The organism is Nocardia sp. NPDC051321, from assembly GCF_044455225.1.
Lineage (GTDB): Bacteria > Actinomycetota > Actinomycetes > Mycobacteriales > Mycobacteriaceae > Nocardia.
On the sequence record NZ_JBITEM010000011.1, the window covers coordinates 323,922 to 346,780 of the forward strand.

22 protein-coding genes are annotated in these 22,859 nt (G+C 68.7%); 14 read left to right on the forward strand and 8 right to left on the reverse strand.

Going from position 1 to position 22,859, the window contains the following annotated elements; translation table 11 throughout:
- Positions 1 to 42 precede the first annotated feature (42 nt).
- The 3 genes from ACIA8C_RS27400 to ACIA8C_RS27410 all read left to right on the forward strand — a co-directional run bounded on the left by ACIA8C_RS27400 (position 43) and on the right by ACIA8C_RS27410 (position 2,687).
- Entirely contained in the window at positions 43 to 636 is a 594-nt protein-coding gene (locus ACIA8C_RS27400) for a hypothetical protein (protein ID WP_397139489.1), read from the forward strand.
- Between the two features lie 48 nt (positions 637 to 684).
- On the forward strand, positions 685 to 1,848 hold the full coding sequence (locus ACIA8C_RS27405; RefSeq protein ID WP_397139491.1) for a DUF5925 domain-containing protein: 1,164 nt from the start codon (positions 685 to 687) through the stop codon (positions 1,846 to 1,848).
- A 110-nt stretch (positions 1,849 to 1,958) separates the two neighbouring features.
- Positions 1,959 to 2,687: a hypothetical protein gene (locus ACIA8C_RS27410; protein WP_397139493.1), complete on the forward strand. Its 729-nt coding sequence runs from the start codon at positions 1,959 to 1,961 to the stop codon at positions 2,685 to 2,687.
- 6 nt (positions 2,688 to 2,693) lie between these two features.
- Here ACIA8C_RS27410 and ACIA8C_RS27415 read toward each other — a convergent pair whose 3' ends face one another.
- Both ACIA8C_RS27415 and ACIA8C_RS27420 read right to left on the reverse strand, forming a co-directional pair.
- The gene (locus tag ACIA8C_RS27415) at positions 2,694 to 3,893 is read right to left on the reverse strand and encodes an MFS transporter (RefSeq protein WP_397139495.1); all 1,200 of its coding nucleotides are present in this window, start codon (positions 3,891 to 3,893) and stop codon (positions 2,694 to 2,696) included.
- Positions 3,894 to 4,077: 184 nt separating this feature from the next.
- Positions 4,078 to 4,920, reverse strand: coding sequence for an SDR family oxidoreductase (locus ACIA8C_RS27420; RefSeq protein WP_397139497.1), 843 nt, complete (start codon positions 4,918 to 4,920; stop codon positions 4,078 to 4,080).
- Between the two features lie 81 nt (positions 4,921 to 5,001).
- Here ACIA8C_RS27420 and ACIA8C_RS27425 point away from each other — a divergent pair, with 81 nt between their 5' ends.
- The 3 genes from ACIA8C_RS27425 (at position 5,002) to ACIA8C_RS27435 (ending at position 7,630) form a co-directional block, all read left to right on the forward strand.
- The gene (locus ACIA8C_RS27425; RefSeq protein ID WP_397139499.1) at positions 5,002 to 5,958 is read left to right on the forward strand and encodes an AraC family transcriptional regulator; all 957 of its coding nucleotides are present in this window, start codon (positions 5,002 to 5,004) and stop codon (positions 5,956 to 5,958) included.
- A 26-nt stretch (positions 5,959 to 5,984) separates the two neighbouring features.
- A complete protein-coding gene (locus tag ACIA8C_RS27430; protein WP_397139638.1) occupies positions 5,985 to 6,377 on the forward strand; it encodes an acyl-CoA thioesterase in 393 nt (130 codons plus the stop codon).
- 86 nt (positions 6,378 to 6,463) lie between these two features.
- Positions 6,464 to 7,630, forward strand: a complete 1,167-nt coding sequence (locus tag ACIA8C_RS27435) for an alpha/beta hydrolase family protein (protein WP_397139501.1) — start codon at positions 6,464 to 6,466, stop codon at positions 7,628 to 7,630.
- A gap of 6 nt (positions 7,631 to 7,636) precedes the next feature.
- On the opposite strand, the gene ACIA8C_RS27440 is transcribed toward ACIA8C_RS27435, so the two are convergent.
- Complete coding sequence (locus ACIA8C_RS27440) at positions 7,637 to 8,443, reverse strand: SDR family oxidoreductase (protein ID WP_397139503.1); 807 nt, start codon at positions 8,441 to 8,443, stop codon at positions 7,637 to 7,639.
- Positions 8,444 to 8,549: 106 nt separating this feature from the next.
- Positions 8,550 to 9,041 carry an Lrp/AsnC family transcriptional regulator gene (locus tag ACIA8C_RS27445; protein WP_397139505.1) on the reverse strand — a complete coding sequence of 164 codons (492 nt, stop codon included), beginning with the start codon at positions 9,039 to 9,041 and terminating at the stop codon, positions 8,550 to 8,552.
- A gap of 135 nt (positions 9,042 to 9,176) precedes the next feature.
- Here ACIA8C_RS27445 and pdhA point away from each other — a divergent pair, with 135 nt between their 5' ends.
- From pdhA to ACIA8C_RS27465, 4 genes are all read left to right on the forward strand, one after another.
- Positions 9,177 to 10,289 (forward strand): pyruvate dehydrogenase (acetyl-transferring) E1 component subunit alpha, encoded by a 1,113-nt coding sequence (gene pdhA, locus ACIA8C_RS27450; protein WP_397139507.1) that lies wholly within the window; start codon positions 9,177 to 9,179, stop codon positions 10,287 to 10,289.
- Positions 10,286 to 11,269, forward strand: a complete 984-nt coding sequence (locus tag ACIA8C_RS27455; RefSeq protein ID WP_397139509.1) for an alpha-ketoacid dehydrogenase subunit beta — start codon at positions 10,286 to 10,288, stop codon at positions 11,267 to 11,269. The genes pdhA and ACIA8C_RS27455 overlap by 4 nt, the downstream gene beginning before the upstream one ends.
- A 30-nt stretch (positions 11,270 to 11,299) precedes the next feature.
- A complete protein-coding gene (locus tag ACIA8C_RS27460; RefSeq protein WP_397139511.1) occupies positions 11,300 to 12,799 on the forward strand; it encodes a dihydrolipoamide acetyltransferase family protein in 1,500 nt (499 codons plus the stop codon).
- A gap of 96 nt (positions 12,800 to 12,895) precedes the next feature.
- Positions 12,896 to 14,305: a uracil-xanthine permease family protein gene (locus tag ACIA8C_RS27465; protein ID WP_397139513.1), complete on the forward strand. Its 1,410-nt coding sequence runs from the start codon at positions 12,896 to 12,898 to the stop codon at positions 14,303 to 14,305.
- 45 nt (positions 14,306 to 14,350) lie between these two features.
- Here the strand turns inward: ACIA8C_RS27465 and ACIA8C_RS27470 are convergent, their stop codons facing one another.
- Entirely contained in the window at positions 14,351 to 15,574 is a 1,224-nt protein-coding gene (locus ACIA8C_RS27470) for a benzoate/H(+) symporter BenE family transporter (protein ID WP_397139515.1), read from the reverse strand.
- A gap of 261 nt (positions 15,575 to 15,835) precedes the next feature.
- On the opposite strand from ACIA8C_RS27470, the gene ACIA8C_RS27475 reads away from it, so the two are divergent.
- On the forward strand, positions 15,836 to 16,642 hold the full coding sequence (locus tag ACIA8C_RS27475; RefSeq protein ID WP_397139640.1) for a sulfurtransferase: 807 nt from the start codon (positions 15,836 to 15,838) through the stop codon (positions 16,640 to 16,642).
- A 63-nt stretch (positions 16,643 to 16,705) separates the two neighbouring features.
- Here the strand turns inward: ACIA8C_RS27475 and ACIA8C_RS27480 are convergent, their stop codons facing one another.
- The gene (locus tag ACIA8C_RS27480; RefSeq protein ID WP_397139517.1) at positions 16,706 to 17,404 is read right to left on the reverse strand and encodes an HNH endonuclease family protein; all 699 of its coding nucleotides are present in this window, start codon (positions 17,402 to 17,404) and stop codon (positions 16,706 to 16,708) included.
- 80 nt (positions 17,405 to 17,484) lie between these two features.
- Positions 17,485 to 17,847, reverse strand: coding sequence for a hypothetical protein (locus ACIA8C_RS27485; RefSeq protein WP_379286355.1), 363 nt, complete (start codon positions 17,845 to 17,847; stop codon positions 17,485 to 17,487).
- A gap of 115 nt (positions 17,848 to 17,962) precedes the next feature.
- On the opposite strand from ACIA8C_RS27485, the gene ACIA8C_RS27490 reads away from it, so the two are divergent.
- The 3 genes from ACIA8C_RS27490 to ACIA8C_RS27500 all read left to right on the forward strand — a co-directional run bounded on the left by ACIA8C_RS27490 (position 17,963) and on the right by ACIA8C_RS27500 (position 22,752).
- Entirely contained in the window at positions 17,963 to 20,950 is a 2,988-nt protein-coding gene (locus ACIA8C_RS27490) for a DEAD/DEAH box helicase (protein ID WP_397139519.1), read from the forward strand.
- The gene (locus ACIA8C_RS27495) at positions 20,947 to 21,714 is read left to right on the forward strand and encodes an SWIM zinc finger family protein (protein ID WP_397139521.1); all 768 of its coding nucleotides are present in this window, start codon (positions 20,947 to 20,949) and stop codon (positions 21,712 to 21,714) included. Before ACIA8C_RS27490 ends, ACIA8C_RS27495 begins: the two co-directional genes overlap by 4 nt.
- A gap of 219 nt (positions 21,715 to 21,933) precedes the next feature.
- Positions 21,934 to 22,752, forward strand: coding sequence for a helical backbone metal receptor (locus tag ACIA8C_RS27500; protein WP_397139523.1), 819 nt, complete (start codon positions 21,934 to 21,936; stop codon positions 22,750 to 22,752).
- Here ACIA8C_RS27500 and ACIA8C_RS27505 read toward each other — a convergent pair.
- The gene (locus ACIA8C_RS27505) at positions 22,737 to 22,850 is read right to left on the reverse strand and encodes a DUF3224 domain-containing protein (RefSeq protein WP_397139642.1); all 114 of its coding nucleotides are present in this window, start codon (positions 22,848 to 22,850) and stop codon (positions 22,737 to 22,739) included. The two genes, ACIA8C_RS27500 and ACIA8C_RS27505, sit on opposite strands and share 16 nt — an antisense overlap.
- Positions 22,851 to 22,859: the final 9 nt, after the last annotated feature.

A 22,859-nucleotide genomic window follows, 5' to 3' on the forward strand; every position in this document is an offset into this window, starting at 1 on the left:
AGATAGTTTCTCCGGACCTAATCGCCTCAGGGGGAAACAGCTATGTCACAGGGCTTTCCGCCGCCCACCGAAACCGAGGACGGCGCAACGGGTCTCGAGGTCGTGGTGCCGGTGCGCCGGAAACCGTGGCACTCGCGCTGGATCGGCAAGCTCGCCGTGCTCGGCGTCGGGGTGGCGGTGTGCCTGGTCGTCGGCGTCTTCCTCAACATGAAATCGGCACCGGGCGAAGCCAAGATCACGGCCGGGAGCTGCGCGAAGGTGTGGGGCGCGACCAGTGCCGCGGAGCTCGCGCAGGCCGACTGCGCCGACCCGGACGCCAACTACCGAGTGGCGCTGCGGGTGGACAACGACATCGACACCTGCCCGAGCCCCGATTACGCCTACTACAAGCGGTCCGGACCGGACGGCTACCGGTTGTGCCTGACGCTCAACGCCGCCGAAAACGACTGCTTCGCGGATCTGCCAGGGTTCGTCGGCCCGAAGGCGGCGTGCGGCCCGCACAGCTACCAGGTGAGCAGGATCGTCCATGGCACCATGGATCGCCTGCTGTGCGGGGTGGACACCAGAGCGCAATGGGGCCTGGTCTATTCGACGCCGGAGCCGACCACGATCTGCGTGCGTGCGGTCGGAAGATGATCGTCCACGATTTAATTTGCTGGACACGGCGGGCCGGTAACCCTGATCATGCTCGGAGTGTCCTCTCGTAATGAGCCGCTTCGGTTGATCGACCCGAGCGCACCCTCGGCCGATCTCGCCGAGCGGCTGCCGTGGGCCGTCACCGTCGACTCCGCCTACTCGACCCGCGACGCGATCGACGCCCTCGCGGTGACGCCGTTCCTGCGCGGCGATCAACCCTGCGCGCACATCGCGCGGTTCGAACGGATCAACCCGGAGGCGCTGCTGCGCCCCGAATACGGCCAGGTGGTGCGGTCGGTGCAGGAGGAGGAGAGCACCGCGACCCTGGTGGTCGGCACCGGCTGGTCGTTGCGCGCCATCCGCTGGTCCGGCGGGTCGGCGATGGTCGAGGTCACCGCCGAGACCGACGAGCTGGCCGCCACCGTGCTCGCCGAGTCGATCAAGGGCGCGGCCGCGCAGCCCGAGGTGGGCGAGACCATCGAGATGGGCTTCTGGCACATGGCAGGCCACGGGCCGCAGCGCCGCGGCCACACCATCTCGGCACCGGAGTGGCCGACGATCCGCGGCAACTACCCCGAGGATGTCGCGGGCGCCATGGACCGGCTGATGGCGTTGACGGCTGCGGACGTGCGCGGCCGTCTCGTGCTGCTGCACGGGCCGCCGGGCACCGGGAAGACCACCGCGCTGCGTGCGCTCGCGCGGGCGTGGGCGCCGTGGTGTCAATTCGACTGTGTACTCGACCCCGAAGTGATGTTCGGCAAGCCCGGCTACCTGATGGACGTTGCGGCTGGCGTCGACGGCGACGACGCCGCCAAGCGCTGGCGCATGCTGGTGCTGGAGGACTGCGACGAGCTGATTCGCGGCGAGGCGAAAGAGACTGCGGGTCAGGGCCTTTCGCGGCTGCTCAACCTGACCGACGGGATGCTCGGCCAGGGCAGGGACGTGCTGGTCGCGATCACCACCAACGAGGACCTGTCCCGGCTGCACCCCGCGGTCACCCGGCCGGGCCGCTGCCTGGCTCAGCTCGAGGTCGGCCGGTTGTCACCCGCCGAGTCGGCGGCCTGGCTCGCCAGGGAACGTCGTCCGGATACGCCGGCCGATGCCGCCTGCCCGGACGGCGCGACGCTGGCGGAATTGGTGGCGCTGCGCGACGGCGACACCAAAATTCAATCGGTCAAGGATGATCCCATCAATTCGGGCCTCTATCTGTGACGAGGTCGGCAATCGGCGAGCACCCGGAATCCGGATCGATCGGCTAGATTCTGTGAGTTCGTCTGCCGCCGTGTGCGGTGGAATTGCTTGAACCCTGGGGAGGGGAATCCATGACTACACCACCACCTAATTATCCGTATCCGGGGCAACCTGGTGGACAGGGCTACGGCCAGCCGGGTTATCCGCAGGCACCCGGCGCGCAGGGGTACCAACCACAGCCGGGTTACGGCTATCCGCCACCGAATAACGGCTTTCCGCCGCCCAACGGTTTCCCGCCGCCCGGGCCGCCCGGATTTCCGCCCGGCAATTTTCCGCCGCCCGCGCCGCCGTCGCGGTCGGGTGGTCGCGGCAAAGCTGTTTTCCTCACGATCGCCGCCGTGGTCGCGATCGGCCTGGTCATCGGGCTCGTCGTGCTGCTCCGCCCGGACGGTGACAAGGTCGCGGTCGGCGAGTGCGCGAAACTGTCCGGCACCACCTTCAAGGCCGAATTCGCCACCAAGGAGTGCTCCGACCCCGAGGCCAATTACGTGGTGGCGGAACGGATCGACGGCGCCAACAAGGACTGCGCGACCAAGGATTACGCAAGCTACTACCAGACCGGCGGCAAGGAATACACGCTCTGCCTTCGGCTCAATGTGAAGGAAGGCGACTGCGTCGACGGCAACATGCTCGGCGCCAGCACCAAGGTGCCGTGCACCGCGTCCGCCGACTACAAGATCGGCCGCATCATTCTCGGCACGGCGAACAAGTCCGCGTGCGGCAGCAAGTACACCGAGGACAGCACCATCGTCTACCCGAAACCGGATCCGATGACGCTGTGCTTGGTGCCGCCGAAGTAGCCGCGGCTACCTGGATTCGGCGCGGGCCGGAGCGACGACGCCTGCATAGCGGCAGCACACGAGCACCGCGATGAGCGGAACGGCGATCGCGGTGGTCAGCGGGACCACCGCGGTGAGCCAGCCGATCACCGCGGGTCCGGCCAGCAGGCCGAGATAGCCGAAGCTGAAGACGCGCGACATATCGGTCGCGGCCTTGCCGGAACCGAGATTGCCCGCGGCGGTGAATATCTGCGGGACGCTGCCGGACAGGCCGAGGCCCGTCAACGCCCAGCCGAGCAGGGTCAGCGGAATCCAGGCGGAGGCCAGGATCATGGCCAGTCCGAGCGCCGAGATCAGCATGCCGTAGCGGACGACGGCGACCCGGCCGAATGCGCCGCTCACCCGATCGGTGGCCAGGCGGCCCGCGGTCATGGCGACCGAGAAGGCGCCGAAAGCCAGTGCCGCGGTGGCCGCGTCGGCGTCGAGGTGCTCGCGCATCTGCAGGGTGCTCCAGTCGCCTGCCACGCCCTCGGTGAGCAGCACCGCGAACGCGATCGCGGCCAGCGCCAGTACCTTCCGGCGGTGCTCACGTCCGTTGGAGTCCGTTGGGGCCGTTGGTGTTCGGCGCAGGTGCGGCTCGGCTGCCGGGGGATCGGTGTCGCGGAGCAGTCGTGGCAGCGCCGCGAACGTCAGCGCCATGCAGGCGATTGCCGCCGATGCCAACGTCACTCGCAAATCCAGCCCGGCCCGCAAGGTCGCGGCACCTATCAGCGATCCGAGCAGGCCGCCGCCGGAGAAGAGCGCGTGAAAGGCCGCCATGATCGGGCGTCCGTAGGCCCGTTCCACGTGCACCGCTTGGGTATTCATCGACACGTCCAGCGCGCCGTTGCCGAAACCGAAGCAGGCCAACGCGATCGCCAAGGCGACCGGCCCGGTAGCCAGGCCGGGCCCGATCACCGCCACGGACGCGATGATCGCGGCGGCGGCGACCAGTGTCCGGCTGCCGAACCGGTCGGCGAGCGGTCCCGCGATGCGCATGCCGACGATGCCCGCGCCTGCCATCAGCAGGATGAACATCCCGAGCGTCGACTTCGAGACGCCGGTCCGATCGGTGATCGGCGGAATGTGCACAACCCACATGGCCAGCAGGAACCCGTTCAAGCCGAACACCGTGAACACGGCGGCCCGGGCCATGCGGGTTGTTCGATCAGCCGTCGAAGTCACCATCATCTCGACGGTACCGATGAGATTTTTGCGTGCGCCCCACCCGCTCGATGTCGGCGAAGACCGGCGCGACCTCGCGGGATCCGGGGCGGGACATCTTCGGCCCACCGGTCCGGAAGCCGGATCGCGCCGATGCGATCCGGCTCCACGGGTCGTCTGCACAGCCTCTACTTGTTCCAACCATCCACTAGCCCTGGATGTTCCAGATGCCGGTCGCGGCCGTCTCACGTGCGTATTCGGTGAAATCCTTTGGCGCACGGCCCAAAGCCCGGCGCACACCGTCGGCGGTCTTCGAGTTCCTGCCGTCCAAGATCGTGCCGAACAGGTAGTCGAGCAGGCTCACCACATCGGCGGGCACCTGGTAATCGGTCAGTGCCGCAACGAAGTCCGTGCGCGAGACCGGGATGAAGGCGATCTCGCGCCCGGTCGCCTCGGCGATCTCCGCGACCGCCTCGGCGAAGGTGAGCGCGCGCGGCCCGGTCAACTCGTAGACCTCGCCCTGGTGCCCGTCCTCGGTGAGCGCGCGCACAGCGACGTCGGCGATGTCGTCGGCGTGCACGAACGGTTCCGGCACCGCACCATTGGGCAGCGCTACCTCGCCCGCCAGGATGTAGTCGGTGAACGCGCCCTCGCTGAAGTTCTGCGCGAAGAAGGCGCACCGGACGATGGTCCAATCGAGACCGGATTCCTGCACGATCTCCTCGCATTCCGCCGCCTCCGGCTCGCCGCGGCCGGACAGCAGCACCAGCTTGCGCACGCCGCTCTCCTTCGCCGCGGCCGCGAACGCGCGCAGCGCCTCGGGGGCGCCGGGCACCGCGAGGTCGGGCTGGAACGCGACGTACGCGGAGTGCGCGCCGGCCAGTGCGGCGGGCCAGGTATCGCGGTCTGCCCAGCTGAACGGGATCTCGGCCGAGCGCGACCCGAGCCGGATCGAGTGGCCCGCCTGCTCGAGTCGAGCGGCGACGCGGCTGCCGGTCTTGCCGGTCCCGCCGGTGACGAGGATGAGGTCGTTTGTGTTGCTGTTTGTCATGACTCGAGTACATCGTCAGAGGGCTGGACGAGACATAGTTCAGCAGCTCATAACCATGCGTGATCGTCTACTGTGGATGACGTGGATGCGCTCGCCAGTCTGCTCGAAGGTCCACGTGCCCGCGGCGCGTTCGTCATGTGCTCGATGCTGAAGCCGCCGTGGTCGCTGCGTATTCAGGACGAGGCGGCGCTCGCCGTGGTGTCGATGGTGCGCGGTGGCGCGTGGATCATGCTGGACAACAACGCGCCGCCGCGTCAGCTGTGCGAAGGCGACGTCGCGATCTTCCGCGGACCCGATCACTACACGGTCGCCGACGATCCGGCCACCGAGCCGGACATCGTCATCCATCCCGGCAACGTGACGAAGACGCTCGACGGCGAAACCCTCTGCGAGACATTGAGTCTCGGCGTGCGCCAGTGGGGGACCGACGCCTACGGCGCCACCGTGATGGTGACCGGCACCTACGAGTCGGCGGGCGCGGCCAGCCAGCGCCTGCTGCGCGCGCTGCCGCAGGTCATCGTGTTGCAGCGCGGCGACTTCGACACCCGCCTGCTCGACATCCTGGTCGACGAGGCCGTCAAGGAGCAGCCCGCCCAGGGCGCCGTGCTCGACCGCCTGCTGGACATGGTGCTGATCGCGGCCCTGCGCGCCTGGTTCGCGCGCAACGACGCGCCCGCCTGGTACCACGCCTACAGCGACCCGCTGGTCGGCAAGGCGCTGCGGCTGCTGCAACACAATCCGGCGCACGGCTGGACGGTGGCCAGCCTGGCCGAGGCCGTCGGGGTGTCCAGGGCCGCGCTGGCCCGCCGCTTCACCGACCTGGTCGGCGAGCCGCCGATGTCCTTCCTCACCGAATGGCGCCTCGCGCTGGCCGCCGACCTGCTCGCCGAATCCGACGCCACCATCGAATCCATCGCCCGCCAAGTCGGTTACGGCAGCGCCTTCGCGCTGAGCACCGCCTTCAAACGCCACTTCGGCCTCAGCCCGCGCGACCACCGCCAGGGCGCCACCCACGCTGAGCTATCGTCGGCCGGGTGACGCAGCAGTATCCGGTCCTCTGGCCGATGCCGACCCGCTGGGCGGACAACGACCACTACGGCCACGTGAACAACGTGACCTACTACTCGTACTTCGACACCGCGGTCAACGCGTGGTTGATGCACGCCACCGGCACCGACATCCGTGACCTGCCCGCGCTCGGCGTGGTCGCCCAGACCTCGTGCCAATACGTCGGCTCGCTCAGCTTCCCGGATCAGCTGCAGGTCGGCCTGCGCATCTCGCGCCTCGGTCGCTCCAGCATCACCTACGACCTGGCCATCTTCCGCGACACCGACGGTGCGCTCGAGCTAGCCGCCACCGGCGTCTTCGTGCACGTCTACGTAGACGCCGAAACCCGTAAGCCCGTGGAGATTCCGGCCGTCATCCGCACCGCCGCCAGCGCCCTCGTCACCGACTGAGGGTGTGCGGCAACGGTTTTGCTGTTAGCGTCGGTACCGCGGCCTGGGAGTGGCCACGATAGGACGTGCTTTCACCTCGTGGGGGAATGTTGATCAATCGGCTGTTCGCTGTGCTGTTATCCGTCGCCGCATTAGTAGCGGGAAGTACCGGTTTTTCCGGTGCTTCGCCGATTGGGGTGACGGTGCTGCCGCGGCTGGGTGGCCAATCTCCGGTCGGCACAACGACTCTGCACCTGGTCGACGCTGCGCGACCTGACCCGTTCAAGCCGGAGCGGTCGCGTGAGTTGATGGTGTCGGTGTTCTACCCGGCTGCTCAGATCGACAAGTATCCGCGGGCACACTACGCGTCGACCGTGCTGATCCCGGAACTCGAGAAGCGCTTCGGTATCGAACTGCCCGGCCTGCTCACGAACTCCTACAGCGGTCCCCCCGCGCTCCCCGGATCGGCATATCCAGTGGTTCTCTTCACCCCGGGAGCGGGCGTCACGCGAGTGCTCGGCACCGGTCTGGCCGAGGATCTCGCCAGCCGGGGCTACGTGGTGGTGACCATCGACCACACCTACGAGGCGCCGGTGGTGGAGTTCCCCGGTGGCAGGTTCGCCCAGTTCGCGCCAATGCCGGCATTCGACAAGGAAACCCGGCATCGATACGCGGCTGCCAGAATGCTCGATACCCAGCTCGTCTTGAACTCCCTCACCGGACTGGCCCACGGCGACAACCCGGACGCCGAACATCGCGACCTGCCCTCGGGCCTCGATCGCGCCCTCGACCTGGACCGGATCGGGATGATCGGTCACTCGCTCGGCGGATTCACCGCCGTCGAGACGATGCACGACGACCGCCGCATCGACGCCGCGATCGATCTCGACGGGCAGATCGGCATCGACGAGGATTTCGGACGCGCGGCCACCGAGGGCGTCGACCGGCCGGTGCTGGTGCTGACGAGCCAGCAGATCGCCGAGGTCGGCGACGCCGTGCCGTCGTTGGACGCCTTCTGGCAGCACGGCACCGGCTGGAAACGTCAACTGATGCTGCGGGATTCGGCCCACTACGACTTCACCGACATGCCAGCGCTGGTGCCCGAGTTCGCCCGGCCCGCCACTAAGCAATACATCGGCCCCATCCCCGCGGACCGCGCAACCACCTTGGTGCGCACCTACGTCGCGGCCATGTTCGACAAGTTCCTCCGCGACCGTTCCGGCACCGTCCTCGATCAGCCGCCGACCGACCCGGAGATGGTCGTCGACCGCTGAGCTGGTTCAGCTTTGCAGGGCGGCTTGGAAGCGGCGCATGCCGTCGAGCCAGCGGTCGTAGTCGGTGCCCTTGTGGCGGTACATCTTCAGTACGTCGGGGTGCGGCAGGATGAGGAAGTGCTCGGCTTCGATGCCCGCGACGACGATCTCGGCGACCTGGTCGGCGGACAGGACCGGGCCCGCGGTCTTCACGGCCTTGACCGCGAGTTCGGCTTCGGCGGCGTGCTCGGGTGGGACCAGGCCGGTGTGCAGGAGCTGGGTGTCCACACCCATCGGGCAGACGCAGCTCACTCGAATGCCCTTGTCGCCGTAAGTGACCGACAGCCACTCGGCGAACCCGACCGCGGCGTGCTTGGAGACCGCGTAGGGCGCGGACCCGAGCTGGGTGAGTAGGCCAGCAGCCGACGCGGTCGACACGAAATAGCCCGTGCCGCGGGTCAGCCAATCGGGCACCAGCAGCCGTGCGGCGCGAACGTGCGCGAGCACGTTGACCTCCAAGGCCGCCGCCCACTGCGCGTCGGTGCTGTCGAGCCCGGCGCCGCCGCCGATGCCCGCGTTCGCGAAATAGAGGTCGACCGGGCCGAATTCGGATTCGGCGCGATCGATCAGCACGCGGATCACCCGCTCGTCCGCGACGTCGCCGCCGACCCCGATCGCGGCGGCGCCCAGAGATGTGGCGACGCGGGTCGCTCCGTCGGCGTTGAGGTCGGCCAGTACCACGCGCGCACCGCAGGCAACCAGCCTGCGGGCCAGCGCCTCGCCGATGCCCGCTCCGGCCCCCGTGACGATCGCAACCTTGCCCGAAATCTCCATTCCCGCACCCTAGCGGGGCCGCGCCGACCCGCCGCCACGAATCCGGCAACCGGGATCACCCGTCCGGAAACCCGGTCCGGCACTCAGGAACTCGCGCGAATATCGGTCAGTTACCGCGCGACAGTCGATTCAGCAGCGGCGCGGTGCGCGGCCCGACCAGTTCGCGCATCACCAGCGCCATGTTGGTGCGCTCGACGCCGGGAATCTTCAGTATCTGCCCGGCGATTCGATACAGGTCGTCGGCGTCCCTGGCGACCACCCGGACCGTGAGATCGGTGAGCCCGGTCATGCCGCATACCTCGGTCACCTCGGGCACCTCGGCGAGTTCGTCTACGACAGAATCCAATTGGTGCTGATCGACGACCACCGCGACGAACGCGGACAGCGGGTAGCCGAGCGCGCGCGGCCGCACCCGGCGCTCGAAACTGCCGAGCACGCCGCCCGCCTCCCAGCGCGACAGCCGAGCCTGCACGGTGTTGCGGGACAGCCCGAGCCTGGCGGCCAGCTCCACGCCGGTGGCTCTGGGATTGGCGACCAGTTCCAGCAAAAGCCTGGCGTCGGTGGCGTCCAGGGTCACGTCGACGGTTTCTCTGGTCATGGAACGCAGTATGACATTACGACTGGGGTAAGAATTGAGCATTCTGCGCATTCGCGTGTCGATCACTTGCGCAGTTCGCATTATCTTGGATGATGTGAGGTAGAGCACACCGGAATGGTGAGGAGGCGGCTACCGATGCCAGACAAGGTCGAGTATCCGGTTCAATTGGTCCAGCCCGACGGGCGCCGTGTCCTCGATCGCGAGCACGCCGCCCTGGTCGCCGACGTCGGGCCCGAGCAGCTACGCACCCTATACGAGGATATGGTCGTCACCCGGCGGATCGACACCGAGGCGACCGCGCTGCAACGGCAGGGCCAACTCGGTCTATGGGCCCCGCTACTGGGGCAGGAGGCCACCCAGGTCGGTTCCGCCCACGCCCTGCACCCGGACGACTACGTGTTCTGCAGCTATCGGGAGGCCGCCGTCGCGTACTGCCGCGGCGTGCATCCCACCGAGCTCACCCGGCTCTGGCGCGGCGTGGCGCACTCCTGCTGGGACCCGAACGCGGTCAATATGACCAACCCGAACATCATCGTCGGCTCGCAGGGCTTGCACGCGACCGGCTACGCCTACGCCGCGCACCTGGACGGCGCCGAGATCGCGACCATCGCCTACTTCGGCGATGGCGCGAGCAGTCAGGGCGACATCGCCGAGGCACTCGGTTTCGCGGCGAGCTGGAGCGCCCCCGTGGTGTTCCTCTGCCAGAACAACCACTGGGCGATCAGCGAACCGGTCAAGGTGCAGAGCCAGACCCCGATCGTGCGCCGCGCCTACGGCTACGGCATCCCCGGCGTGCAGGTCGACGGCAACGACGCGCTCGCGGTACTCGCGGTGACCAGGCAGGCGGTGGCTCGCGCCCGGTCCGGCGGCGGGCCGTCTTTCATCGAGGCGCTGACCTACCGGATGGGCCCGCACACCACCGCCGACGATCCCACCCGCTACCGCTCGTCCGCGGAGACCGAGGAGTGGGCCCGCCGCGATCCGATCGACCGGCTGCGCAGGCTGCTGGAACGAGAATCGCTGTCCGACTACGCGTTCGAGCGTCAGGTCGCCGAACGCGCCGACGAGGTCGCCCGCCAGGTGCGCACCTCGACCATCGAAATGCCGAACCCAGCACCGATGGACCTGTTCGACCACGTCTACACCACTCCGCACGCGCTCATCACCGAAGAGCGACGCGAGTACGCGGAATACCTGGCTGGCGATCCCAGCGAGGCGGCCGCGCGACCGGAAGGAGTCCCTTCATGATCACCACTTTCGCAGGTGCGCTCAACACCGGACTGCGCCGCGCACTGGAGGACGACCCCAAAGTCATCCTGATGGGCGAGGACATCGGTCGCCTCGGCGGCGTCTTCCGGGTCACCGACACTCTGCAGAAGGACTTCGGCAACAACCGCGTCGTCGACACCCCGCTCGCCGAATCCGGCATCGTCGGAACGGCTTTCGGCATGGCGCTGCGCGGCTACCGGCCGGTGTGCGAAATCCAGTTCGACGGATTCGTCTATCCCGCCTTCGATCAGATCGTCTCGCACGTGGCCAAGATCCACTACCGGACGCAGGGAAAGGTGAACGCGCCCATCACGATTCGCATCCCGTTCGGCGGTGGGATCGGCTCGGTAGAACACCATTCGGAATCGCCGGAAGCCTATTTCGCGCACACCGCCGGGCTGCGCGTGATGTCGCCGAGCAACCCCGCCGACGCGTATCTGATGATCCGCCATGCGATCGCGTTGGACGATCCGGTGATCTTCTTCGAACCCAAGCGGCGCTACTGGGACAAGGCCGACGTCGACTTCCTCGCGCTCGATCGCGATGGCGGCCTGCCGCTCGACCGCGCCAGGGTGTGCACCGTCGGCTCGGACGCCACCGTCGTCGCCTATGGCGGCACCGTGGCCACGGCCCTGTCGGCCGCGAAAATCGCCGCTGAGGAAGGCCATTCGCTCGAGGTGATCGATCTGCGCAGCCTCTCGCCGATCGACTTCGACACCATCGAGGAGTCGGTCGCCAAGACCGGCAGGCTGATCGTCACCCACGAGGCGCCCGTTTTCGCCGGTCTCGGTGCCGAAATCGCCGCCAGGATCACCGAACGCTGCTTCTATCACCTGGAGGCGCCGGTGCTGCGCGTCGGCGGGTTCGACATCCCCTATCCCCCCGCTAAGCTCGAAAAGTTCCACCTGCCCGACCCCGACCGGATCCTCGCCGCGGTCGATCGAACGCTCGCCGCCTGACGCCGGTCCGCCGTAGTGAGAGGTGCCCACGTGGAAGATCGTGCCAAGCCGGGCCAGGGCGACATCGTGGAATTCCGGCTCCCCGACCTGGGAGAGGGGCTGGCCGACGCCGAGTTGGTGTCCTGGTCGGTCAGTGTCGGCGACGCGGTGGAACTGAATCAGACGATCGCCGAGGTCGAGACGGCGAAGGCGGTGGTGGCGCTGCCTTCGCCGTTCGCGGGACTGGTGGTGGAATTGCTCGCGCAGCCGGGCGAGACCGTGCTGGTCGGTGCGCCGTTGATACGGGTGCGCGACAGTGCGGCGGCATCGGCGAGTCGAGCGGGCGGGACGAACGGTGCCGAGGTGTCGAGTGATGCGCCAGGTGCGGGGCGGACCGCGGTGCTGGTCGGTTACGGGCCGGAGGGGGAGACAGTATCGCGGCGGCGCAGGCCAGTTGCTGCGGAACCTGTTGTTACGGAGGCAGATTCGGGTCAGCAAACGGAGGAAGTGCAGCGGGCCGTGCCAGAGCAGGCTGAAGCTCCTGCTGCGCAAACGATTTCGCCTACGGATGTGGAAGACGAAGCCGCGGCGACCTTCTCGCCCACCAGACCGCCACTGACCACCACCCGGGCGGCCGCCACACCGGCCGCCCGCAGGCTCGCCCGCGAGTTGGGCATCGATCTGTGGTTCGTCGCGGGCTCCGGGCCGGACGGCGCGGTCACCGTCGAGGACGTGCGCGGCGCGGTCCCGGTCTCGCAACCGCGCACGCCGGCCGGTCAACCGCAGGCCACGCGGGTGGCGACCGCACCGGCAGGCACCGACCCCGCCGCCGGGGTGATCCGCCCACCGGCCCGCGAGGTTCGCACACCGATCAGCGGCATCCGCAAACGCACCGCGGCCGCCATGCTGGCCAGTGCCCGCTCCATCCCGCAGGCGAGCACCTTCGTCACCCTGGACTGCACCGCGTCGATGGAGCTGCTCGACCATCTCCGCAGCACCAAATCCTTTGCCGGAGTGACCCTTACCCCGCTCGCGCTGGTGGCGAGGTCGGTGCTTGCGGCACTGGCCGAATTCCCGGAGATGAACGTTTTCTGGGACGAGGCGGCTCAGGAGATCGTCACCAAGCACTACGTGAACCTCGGCGTCGCCGTTGCCACCGATCGCGGACTGCTGGTGCCGAACATCAAGGAGGCGCAGTCGCTGAACCTGCGCGATCTGACCAGGGAGATCGGCTGGCTGGCCGAGACCGCGCGAGCGGGTCGCGCCAGCCCCGCCGACCTGCGCGGCGGCACGTTCACCATCACCAATGTCGGCGTGTTCGGGGTCGACACCGGGGTGCCGCTGGTGAATCCCGGCGAGGCCGCGATCCTGTGCCTCGGCTCGATCCGCAAGCGCCCGTGGGTGTTCCGCGACGAACTCGCGATCCGCTGGGTCACCACGCTTGGCATCAGCTTCGATCACCGGATGATCGACGGCGAACTGGCCGCCCGCTTCCTTGCCACCACCGCGAGCCTGCTCGAAGACCCGCTCACCCTGCTGAGCCGCGTCTAGCGGATTCAGCGGGCCTGCCAGAGATCTGGGTGTGATGTCACGCGGGGGAAACATTGCGGGCGCTCGATGTAAAGAAGACCGACTAGTTCTGTAGGCATGGCAGAGGCAGCGCATACCGTCGATACCCGATTGCCGCTCGGGCGGCAGCTCACCTTCGGCATCCAGCACGTGCTGATCATGTACACCGGGTGCATCACCGTGCCGCTGGTGTTCGGCGCGGCGGCGGGGCTCGACCGGGTCACCATCGGCCTGCTGATCAGTGCGGACCTGCTGATCGCCGGGGTGATCACGCTGGTGCAGAGCCTCGGAGTGGCCAAGCTCGCGGGCGCGCGGCTGCCGATCATCTGCGGGGCCACCTTCATCGGCCTCGATCCGATGATCATGATCGCGAAGGAGTACGGGCTGCCCGCGGTCTACGGGTCGATGATGATCGGCGGTGTCGTCGGCGTCGCGCTGGCCTGGCCGTTCGCCCGGCTGGTTCGGTTCTTTCCGCCGCTGGTCACCGGGACCGTGCTCACCGTGGTCGGCGTCTCGCTGATCGGAGTGGCGGGCGGGCTGATCATCGGCACCGACCCGAAGGCGCCAACCTTCGCCGCGCCGTCCCATATCGCGCTCGCCGCGGTCGTCTTCCTGATCGCCGTCGCCTTCCTCTGCCTCGGCCGCGGCATGGTCGCTCAGCTCGGCGTGCTGATCGGCCTGGTGGTCGGTATCGTCGCGGCCATCCCGATGGGGCTGATCGACACCGACGGTATCGCCGGGACCGACTGGGTGGGCCTGCCGAAGCCGTTTCACTTCGGCGCGCCGGAGTTCCCGATCACCGGGGTGGTCGCGATGAGCGTGGTGATGGCGGTCGTGTTCGCCGAATCGACGGCGAGCATGCTTGCGATCAGCGAGATCACCGGAAAGCCCATCGGCAAGGGCGATTTGGCGCGCGGCCTGGTCGGTGACGGGCTCTCCGGCGTGCTCGGCGGGATATTCACCGCGTTCATCGACACGATCTTCAATCAGAATGTCGGCGCGGTCGCCGCCACCCGGGTCTACAGCCGCTACGTCACCGCGACCAGCGGCGCCATCCTGGTGGTGCTCGGGGTGCTGCCCCGCTTCGGCGCGATGGTCGCGGCGGTTCCCGAGCCGGTGGTCGGCGGCGTCGGACTGGTGCTGTTCGCCACCATCGCGGTCGTCGGCGTCGACACCCTGCGCAAAGCGGACCTCGGCGATCGGGTAAACGCCACCATCGTCGCCACCGCCGTCGGCGTCGGCCTGCTGCCGGTGATGGCGAAGGACATGTTCGTCCACTTCCCGTCGTCGGCGCAGATACTGCTCACCAGCGGCATAACCCTGGGCGCGACAACATCTTTCACCCTCAATCTGCTCTTCAACCACACCAAACTGGGTGCCCTCGCCCGAGGGAAATCCACTCCGAAAACGGCAGCGCAGCCGATCGCCGAACCAACCGACCATCGCGAGATCACCACTGCGGCCCCAGCCACTGCGGCTCCTGCCTGACCGCTTGCCGACGTGGCCGAGCCACAACAGCTCTCGCGGGCCGCGTCAGTCGCGGAGGGCCAGTACCTTGCGGACCACCAGCCCGGCGATGAGGGCCCAGAACGCGGCGCCGATGCCGAGGAAACCGACGCCGGAGGCGGCGATCAGGAAGGTGACGATGCCTGCCTCGCGGTGCTTTTCGGAGCTCAGCGCGCCGGTCAAGGCGGCCGCCAGGGTGGCGAGGAGGGCAAGGCCCGCAACGGTTTCCAGGACGCCTTTTGGTGCGACGGCGATGAAGGTGACCAGCGCGGCCGAGCCGAGGGCGACCACGAGGTAGACGGTGCCGGAGGTGAAGGTGGCGATCCAGCGTTTCTTCGGATCGGGGTGCGCCGAGGGCGCCGCCGAGAGGGCGGCGCTGATCGCGGCCAGGTTGATCGCGTGCCCGCCCGCGGGCGCGCCGATGATGGTGCCGATGCCGGTGACGGTCATCGCGGCCCGCCAAGGGACCTGGTAGCCAAAGGATTTCATGACCGCAGTGCCTGGGATGTTCTGCGAGGCCATGGTGACGATGTAGAGCGGGATCGCGACACCGATCATCGCCTGCCAATTCCAGTGCGGCAGCGTCAGTTCCACCGACGGCGCCATCGCGGCGAAGTCGAGGTGCTTGTGCTGCACCGCGATACTGATGCCCGAGCCGACCGCCGCCGTGACAAATGCCGCGATCACCGCCCAGCGCTTGGCCACCCGCTGCAGGACCAGCCACACCAGGATCACCGGAATCACCACCGCCGGGCTGGACTGCACCGCTTTCACCGGCGCGAGGCATAGCGGCAGCAGCACCCCGGCCAGCATGGCCTGCGCGATCTCCACCGGAATCGCGGCCACCAGCCTGCCGAGCCGCTGCCACACGCCGGTAATCACGATCAACACCCCGGCGACCGCGAACGCGGCGACCGCGGCGGGCCAACCGCCCGCCACCGCGCCGGTGCTCGCCAGCAGCGCGGCGCCGGGCGTCGACCAGGCCAGCGTGATCGGCATCCGATACCGGTAGCTGAGCACCAGCATGCCGATCGCCTGCGTCACGCACAGCGCGAGCAGCCCCGAGGCGGCCTGTGCCGCGTTGGCGCCGACCGCGTTCAGCCCGCTCAATACCACCGCGAAGGAACTGGTGAAACCCACCAGCGCGGTGACAACGCCGGCGCCGACCGGCTGCGTGAGCCCGGTCCCGGTGGCTTCCGGTCCTGGATCCGGCTTGGTGGGCGCCGTGATGGCCGGGGAAATGTTCGACATTTTGGCGATACTGCCCGCAACTGGACTGGTCCGTCACGGGCCAGTCGGCCGAAACTGGACCGAATTGCCGAACGGTCGCGACCAGGGCGTTCGCCGGACGCCAGCACCCGGCGCCGCGATGGTCCGACCGCCCGCCAGGTCGTCCTTACCGGCGAGTAGCGCTGGGGTGCAGCCACATTGCCCAGTTCAGATGCGTAGGGTAGGGAGTATTCGGTGCGCGAAGGTGCGATTACTGGACTAGGAGCTGGGTTGAGCGCGGTACTGATCTCGCCGGTGGAGCTTCGGGAGACATTGTCGGACAAGCGGGTTCGCCTGCTGGACGTCCGATGGTCGCTGGGTGACCCGGACGGCCCGCAACACTATCTTGACGGCCACATCCCCGGCGCGGTGTTCGTCGACATGGAGACCGAGCTGGCCGCGCCGCCCTCGCCCACGCGCGGCAGGCACCCGCTGCCCGACATCGCGCAGCTGCAGCGATGCGCGCGCAGCTGGGGCATCCGCGTCGCCGATCCGGTGGTCGTCTACGACGCCACCGGCGGCATGGCGGCAGCCCGCGCCTGGTGGCTGCTGCGCTGGGCGGGCATCGCCGACGTGCGGATCCTCGACGGCGGGCTGCCCGGCTGGACGAACGCAGGCGGCGAACTCGCCACCGGTACCGAGCCCGATCCGGAGCCCGGCGACGTCGAACTGAGCCCCGGCCATCTGAAGGTCATCGACGCGGACGCGGCGGCTCGCTGGCGTGGCGTGCTGCTCGATGCCCGCGCGGGCGAGCGCTACCGCGGCGAGATCGAGCCGATCGACCCGAGGGCCGGGCACATCCCCGGCGCGATCAGCGCCCCCACCGCCGAAAACCTCGATGCCAGCGGGCGTTTCCGGGCCCCGGCCGAATTGCGGGACCGCTTCGCCGGATTCACCGCCGAACCGGTCGCGGTCTACTGCGGTTCCGGCGTCACCGCCGCCCACCAGGTGGCCGCTCTGGCCGTCGTCGGTATCGATGCGGCTCTCTACCCGGGGTCCTGGTCGCAGTGGTCCAACGACCCGAAGCGGCCTGTCGCGACCGGCAGCTGATCGGGGGCTGCTCGGTCGACAGGTAGACCGGTGGCATGCGACCTTGTCGTGGGACCTTGACGCTCAGGGGCACGTGCGCGCCACCCCTTGCAACACCGCACTGTCCGCTTCGGTCAGCGGTAGCTCGTATTGCGCGGCAACGGTGAGGTACTTGCCCGCATAGAAACAATGGTTAGCGCGTGCGGGTGGCAGCCATTCGGCAGGGGTCTTGTCACCTTTGGCCTCGTTGGTGCGCCCGTCGGTGGCGAGCAGGGTGAAATCGAGGTCGTTGGCGAAGCGGACGCGCCGCTCGGGCGGCCAGCCTGCCGCGCCCAGATCCCAGGCGGCGGCCAGCGGATACACGTGGTCGATCTGCACATCGTTGGCGTCGGCCTTCTTGAACGGGATCCGCTTGCCGGTGTACGGATCGTTCAACGTGCCGCCGACGACCACGCAATCACGCGTCCCCGCCCGGAAACTCACCCCGGCGAGTTGCTTGGCCAGCACGTTGTTGCGGGTATCGCAGCCATCGTGTCCGCCCGGCCCATCGTTGTCGTCGGTCCACGCGGGCCCGAACACACAACCCTGCCCCGCCTTGCAACCTCTGTCGTAACCGCCGGGATGCGGCCGATCCGGCACCACGCGCACACCGGCCAGTAGTCGCGCCAACTCGACCCGGGTCGGACTACCCGGCGCGGGTGCCACCGGGGTAACGCCGAGCTGACCGCACCCGGCGGCGCACAGCGTGACGAGCCCGCCAACGACCCAACGCCGAATGTCCATGGCGCCAGAGATACACGGAGGGACCGACATTCGTTGAACCCGAAACACGAGCAGTTGTCAGCAGCGCGGCGACACAACCCTCACAACCAGGCCCGCGCGAGCAGGTCGTCATCGGCGACCTCGCTTGCCCTCGGCGGGAACCGAGTGGCCGAAATCGACTCGGCGTTCGCGCCGTCGTGCCCGATCAGCCACGAGCCGCCGCGTTCCTCACACTCGGCGAGCTTGGCGAAGGTGGCGAGCAGGAAGGCGATGGCGTCGTGCGAGTCGAGGGTTCTGGCCAGGCGCTGTGATTCACCGGGGCGGGACAGGTCGAGCCACACGCCGGACTGACCGTCGAGCCGCATACCGACGATCTTCTCGGCGTTGATGAAGGTGAATTTGCGCCGTTCCCACGGCGTCGTCGGCGTGAAGCTCTGCTCGAGAACTTGGAGCAGAATCGTCATGATTGCCTCCGTTGACCAGCGGATATCCAAGTATGTTCCGGCCAGGCCCAGAAATCCAGCGAAGCGGGACCGCCGCGCGTGGATCGCTGTCGGACCCACCTGCTTGGATGGGTTGATGCTGCACGGTCTGTGGTCGCCGGGATCCGGGTTGCTGCTCTGGCACGACGCACCCCTCGCTGCGTTGCCCGACCCGTTGGGCAGCGTATTGAGCGCGTCCAAATTCCGGCACCGGGCCGACGTACTGGTCATCGGCCCGGACGGCGCGGACACCGAGCAGGTTCGCGCGCACGCGATGGCTCCGGCGGCCGCCGCCGCGGCGCTGCGGCAGCGACTTCCGGCTGAGGCGGTGTCGGGCGATCTGCGCTTCCTCGCGCATGTCGCGCATGGGGTGGAGCGCTGGGCGCGGGCCGGCCGGATCGTGCCGGAAGTGCACCGGGCCGACGGTCAGTGGTGGGTGCGCTGGCGACTGGTCGGCGGCGAGCGGCAGCGCGCCTGGCTGGCCGAGCTGGCCGTGGCCATGCCCGCCGCGCTGCAGGTGGCGGGCAGGCCGAACGCGCTGCTCGACGACCTGGTCACCGAACTCACCGACCCGATCGCGCGGGCACTGATCGACCCGCCGGACTCGGCGCACCCGCTGGTGGACGCGCTCATCCGCGATGTCGCCCTCGATGCGGGCAGCTACCGGGTCGCCGAGACTTTGGAGCATTGGCGCGCCACCCTGACCGGTGACGAGCCGGAACTGGTGCTGCGCCTGCTCGAACCGGACGGCGAACTCGGCACCGCCGACGAGTCGGTCGCGCTGTGGCGCCTGGAGGTGTGCCTGCGGGTCGACGGCGAGGCGCCGAATCCCGTGCTGCTGCACGCTGATCCGAACCTGCTGCGGATCGCGGTGGAGAAGCTGGGTGAGGCGCAGCGGGCATACCCTCGGCTGCGCGATCTGCCGAGCGATCCACGCTCGATGGACCTGCTGCTGCCGACCGAGGTGGTCGTCGATCTGGTCGAGCACGGCGCGCACGCCCTGCAGGCCTCCGGCGTGCGCCTGCTGCTGCCGCGCGCCTGGAGCGTCAGCGCCCCGACCATGCGGCTGCGCGTGGAGAGCGCGGTGCCCGCCGCCGAAAGTACCGTCGGCATGCCGGGACTCGTCTCCTACCGCTGGGAACTCGCGCTCGGCGACACCATCCTGACCAAGGCCGAGATGGCACGGCTGGTCAGCAGCAAATCCGACCTGGTGCAGCTGCGCGGCGAGTGGGTGCAGGCCGATCACAAGGTGCTCGCCGCGGCCGCCCGCTACGTCGCCGCGCACACCGACACCTCCGAGATCACCTTCGCCGACCTGATCGGCGAACTCGCCGGCGGCCGCGTCGAACAGGTGCCGGTCACCGAGGTCACCGCCACCGGCTGGGCCGCCGACATCCTGGACCGGACTCGCGAGCTCGAACCGATCACCGCGCCGGCCGGCCTTAAGGCACAGCTGCGCCCCTATCAGGAACGCGGCCTCGCCTGGCTGGCGACCATGAGCCGCATGGGTTTCGGCGCGATCCTGGCCGACGACATGGGCCTCGGCAAGACGGTCCAGGTGCTCGCGCTGCTGGTGCACGAACGTGAGGCAGCGGCGAGTGCGCACGCGGGCAAGGGCTCGCGGGCGAACAAGGGCAAGGCGACACGTCGCGCCCCTGCGCCGGTAGCTGCGAGTGCCGAAGGCGCGGAAGTGATTTCGCTCGATGCGCGGCGGCGTCGCAAGACAGCCGGAGCGTCGGAGGAGAGCATTGTCCGGCAGGACGGCCCGGACGGCGCTCGGCTGGACGGCATGCCGGGCCCAACGCTGCTGGTGTGCCCGATGTCGGTCGTCGGCAACTGGCAACGCGAGACCGAGCGTTTCGCGCCGGACCTGCGGGTGTGGGTGCATCACGGGGTCGGCAGGCGCTCCGGCGACGAACTCGATGCGGCAGTAGCCGAGGCGGACTTGGTGATCACCACGTACTCGCTGCTCGCCCGCGATCTCGACGAGCTGAAGCGGCAAACGTGGGACCGGATCGTGCTCGACGAGGCACAGCACATCAAGAACGCCGCCACCAGGCAGTCCCGCGCGGCCCGCGGCCTGCCCGCGCGACATCGGCTGGCGCTCACCGGAACTCCGGTGGAGAACCGCCTGGAGGAGCTGCGCTCGATCATGGATTTCGCGGTGCCGAAGGTGCTCGGCAGCCCGCAGACGTTCCGCGCCCGCTTCGCCGTGCCCATCGAACGCGAGCGGGACGAGAACGCGATCAGCAGGCTGCGGATGATCACCCAGCCGTTCGTGCTGCGCCGGGTGAAGACCGACCCCGCGGTGATCACCGACCTGCCGGACAAGCTGGAGATGACGGTGCGCGCCAACCTGACCGTCGAGCAGGCCGCGCTGTATCAGGCGGTGGTCGACGACATGCTGGCCAAGATCAAGGACGCGAAAGGCATGGCCCGCAAGGGCGCTGTGCTCAGCGCGCTGACCAGGCTCAAGCAGGTGTGCAACCATCCGGCGCACTTTCTCGGCGACGGCTCCACGGTGCTGCACCGCGGCGGCCACCGCTCGGGCAAGCTGGCGCTGGTGGAGGACGTGCTCGACGCGGTGCTCGCGGACGGCGAGAAGGCGTTGCTGTTCACCCAGTTCCGCGAGTTCGGCGAGCTCATCGCGCCCTACCTGGTCGAGCGGTTCGGCTCGGAGGTCCCGTTCCTGCACGGTGGGGTGCCCAAGCAGCGTCGCGACAGCATGGTCACCCGGTTCCAGGAGCCGGACGGTCCGCCGCTGATGTTGTTGTCGCTCAAGGCCGGTGGCACCGGACTCAACCTCACCGCCGCCAATCATGTGGTGCACCTTGACCGTTGGTGGAATCCGGCGGTGGAGAATCAGGCCACCGACCGCGCGTACCGGATCGGGCAGCAGCGCAATGTCCAGGTGCGCAAGCTGGTCTGCGTCGACACCATCGAAGAGCGGATCGACGAAATGATCAACGGTAAACGGCAACTCGCCGATCTGGCCGTCGGCGCGGGGGAGAACTGGATTACCGAGATGAGCACCGACGACCTGCGTGAGCTGTTCACGCTCGGCGCGGAGGCGGTCGGCGAATGAGTCCCTACATCGACTACAACGAGTACGGCAAGCGCCGTCCGGTGCGCGGCGGAGTCGAGGCACGCAGTCGCCGTGGCGGTTTCGGACGCACCTGGTGGGGCAAGGCGCTGCTGGAAGCGATCGAGCAGATGGCCGACGCCGGGCGCCTGTCGCGCGGGCGCACCTACGCGCGGGCCGGGCAGGTGGTCAGCTACCGGATCGAGCCCGGCTCGGTGACCGCGGAAGTGCAAGGCAGTCAACCGCGTCCGTTCACCGCCGTGTTCACCGTCCGGCCGCTGCGGGAGGAGGAGCTCGAGCTACTCATCGAGACGATCCGCGACGCGCCCGGCATGCTCGCCGAGATCGCGTCCGGCGCGCTGCCGACCGCGCTCGGCCCGCTGCTGCTGCCGACCACGGCCGCCGACCTGGATTTCACCTGCACCTGCCCCGACCCGGGGTGGCCGTGTAAACACGTGGCCGCGGTCTGCTACCTGCTTGCCGAACGGCTGGACGAGCGCCCCAGGGAGATCCTCACGCTGCGTGGCCTTGACCTGGACACGCTCATCGGCGGCATCGAACGCGAACCGCAGTCCACCGACTCCGCCGATCCGTACGGCGACGATGCCGAGCTGCCGGACCTACCGAAGATCGAATTCCGGCCCGCACCGGATGATCTCGACCCGCTGCTGTTGCGCAAGGCGATGCGAATGACCTCGGCCGAAGAGCCGATCGCCGCGGCGGGCCTGCGCGACCTCACCGCGCTGTATCGCATGTTCGAGGCCTGATCGAGCTTGGTGAGCATCCGGCGTCGGGGCTTGCGGTAGTCTCCGGACTTTTCGGGGCGGGATCAGGTCCGGTGACACAGGGACCGGGACTTCCCGACACCGGATGCCTCATTAAGTCTGCGCGCGCGGGACCCGCCCGGGAACTGCCCGAGGGTTGCCCAGCCGCTGCCCTTGCACCGAACTTCGGGCAGCGCCCGGGCCGTGCCTAGGCTGGTAGACGTGGCAGGCAATAGTTCGTGGCCGGCGTCCGGTCCGATGAGCTGCAGCGACGATCTCGGCGTCGCTGTCCGGCTCGCGGCGCCACCTCGACGGGTGGTGTCGCTGGTGCCCTCGTTGACCGAGGCCGTCGCCGTGACGTGTCCGCACGTCTTGGTCGCCGCGACCGAGTGGTGCACGCAGCCGGCCGATCTCGCTGTCGAACGCGTGCGCGGCACCAAGAACCCGCAGGTGCGCCGCATCATCGAACTCGCGCCCGATCTGGTGTTGTGCAACATGGAGGAGAACCGGCGCATCGATGTCGATCGCCTTCGTGCGGCCGGAATTCCGGTGTGGGTCACCAGAATCGAGACGGTGGACGAGGCGCTCGCCTCGCTGACGCGCCTGTTCACCGTTGCCCTCGGCGTCCCCGTCCCGCCGTGGCTCGCCGAGGCCGAATCCGTCTGGGCGGCACCGCCGCCGCCGTCCCGCAACGCGGTGATCCCGATCTGGCGCCATCCGTGGATGGTGGTGGGCCGCGACACCTTCACCGGCGACCTGGCCGGGCGCCTCGGCCTGCACCTCGTGCACGCCGACCGCCCGGACCGCTATCCCCGCCTCACCGAGCGGGAATTGACCACCGGTATCGAGCTCGCCGTCCTGCCCGACGAGCCCTACGTCTTCACCAGAACCGATGGCCCCGACGCATTTCCGGGAACCCCGGTGGCGCTCGTCGAGGGCCGCAGCCTCACCTGGTACGGCCCGTCCTTGGCCACCGCACGGCAAACCCTCACCCAGCAGCTCGCGGCGGCCTTCCCCGGCGGTGCTCAGCCGAGTTCGTAGTCGAACCAGATGTGGTGGCTACCATCCTCGTCCACGCTGAGTCCACCCGTGCCGGTGATACCGGCCAGTGCGCCGGTGCCACTCGCAGGGACCGGGATCTACGTAGC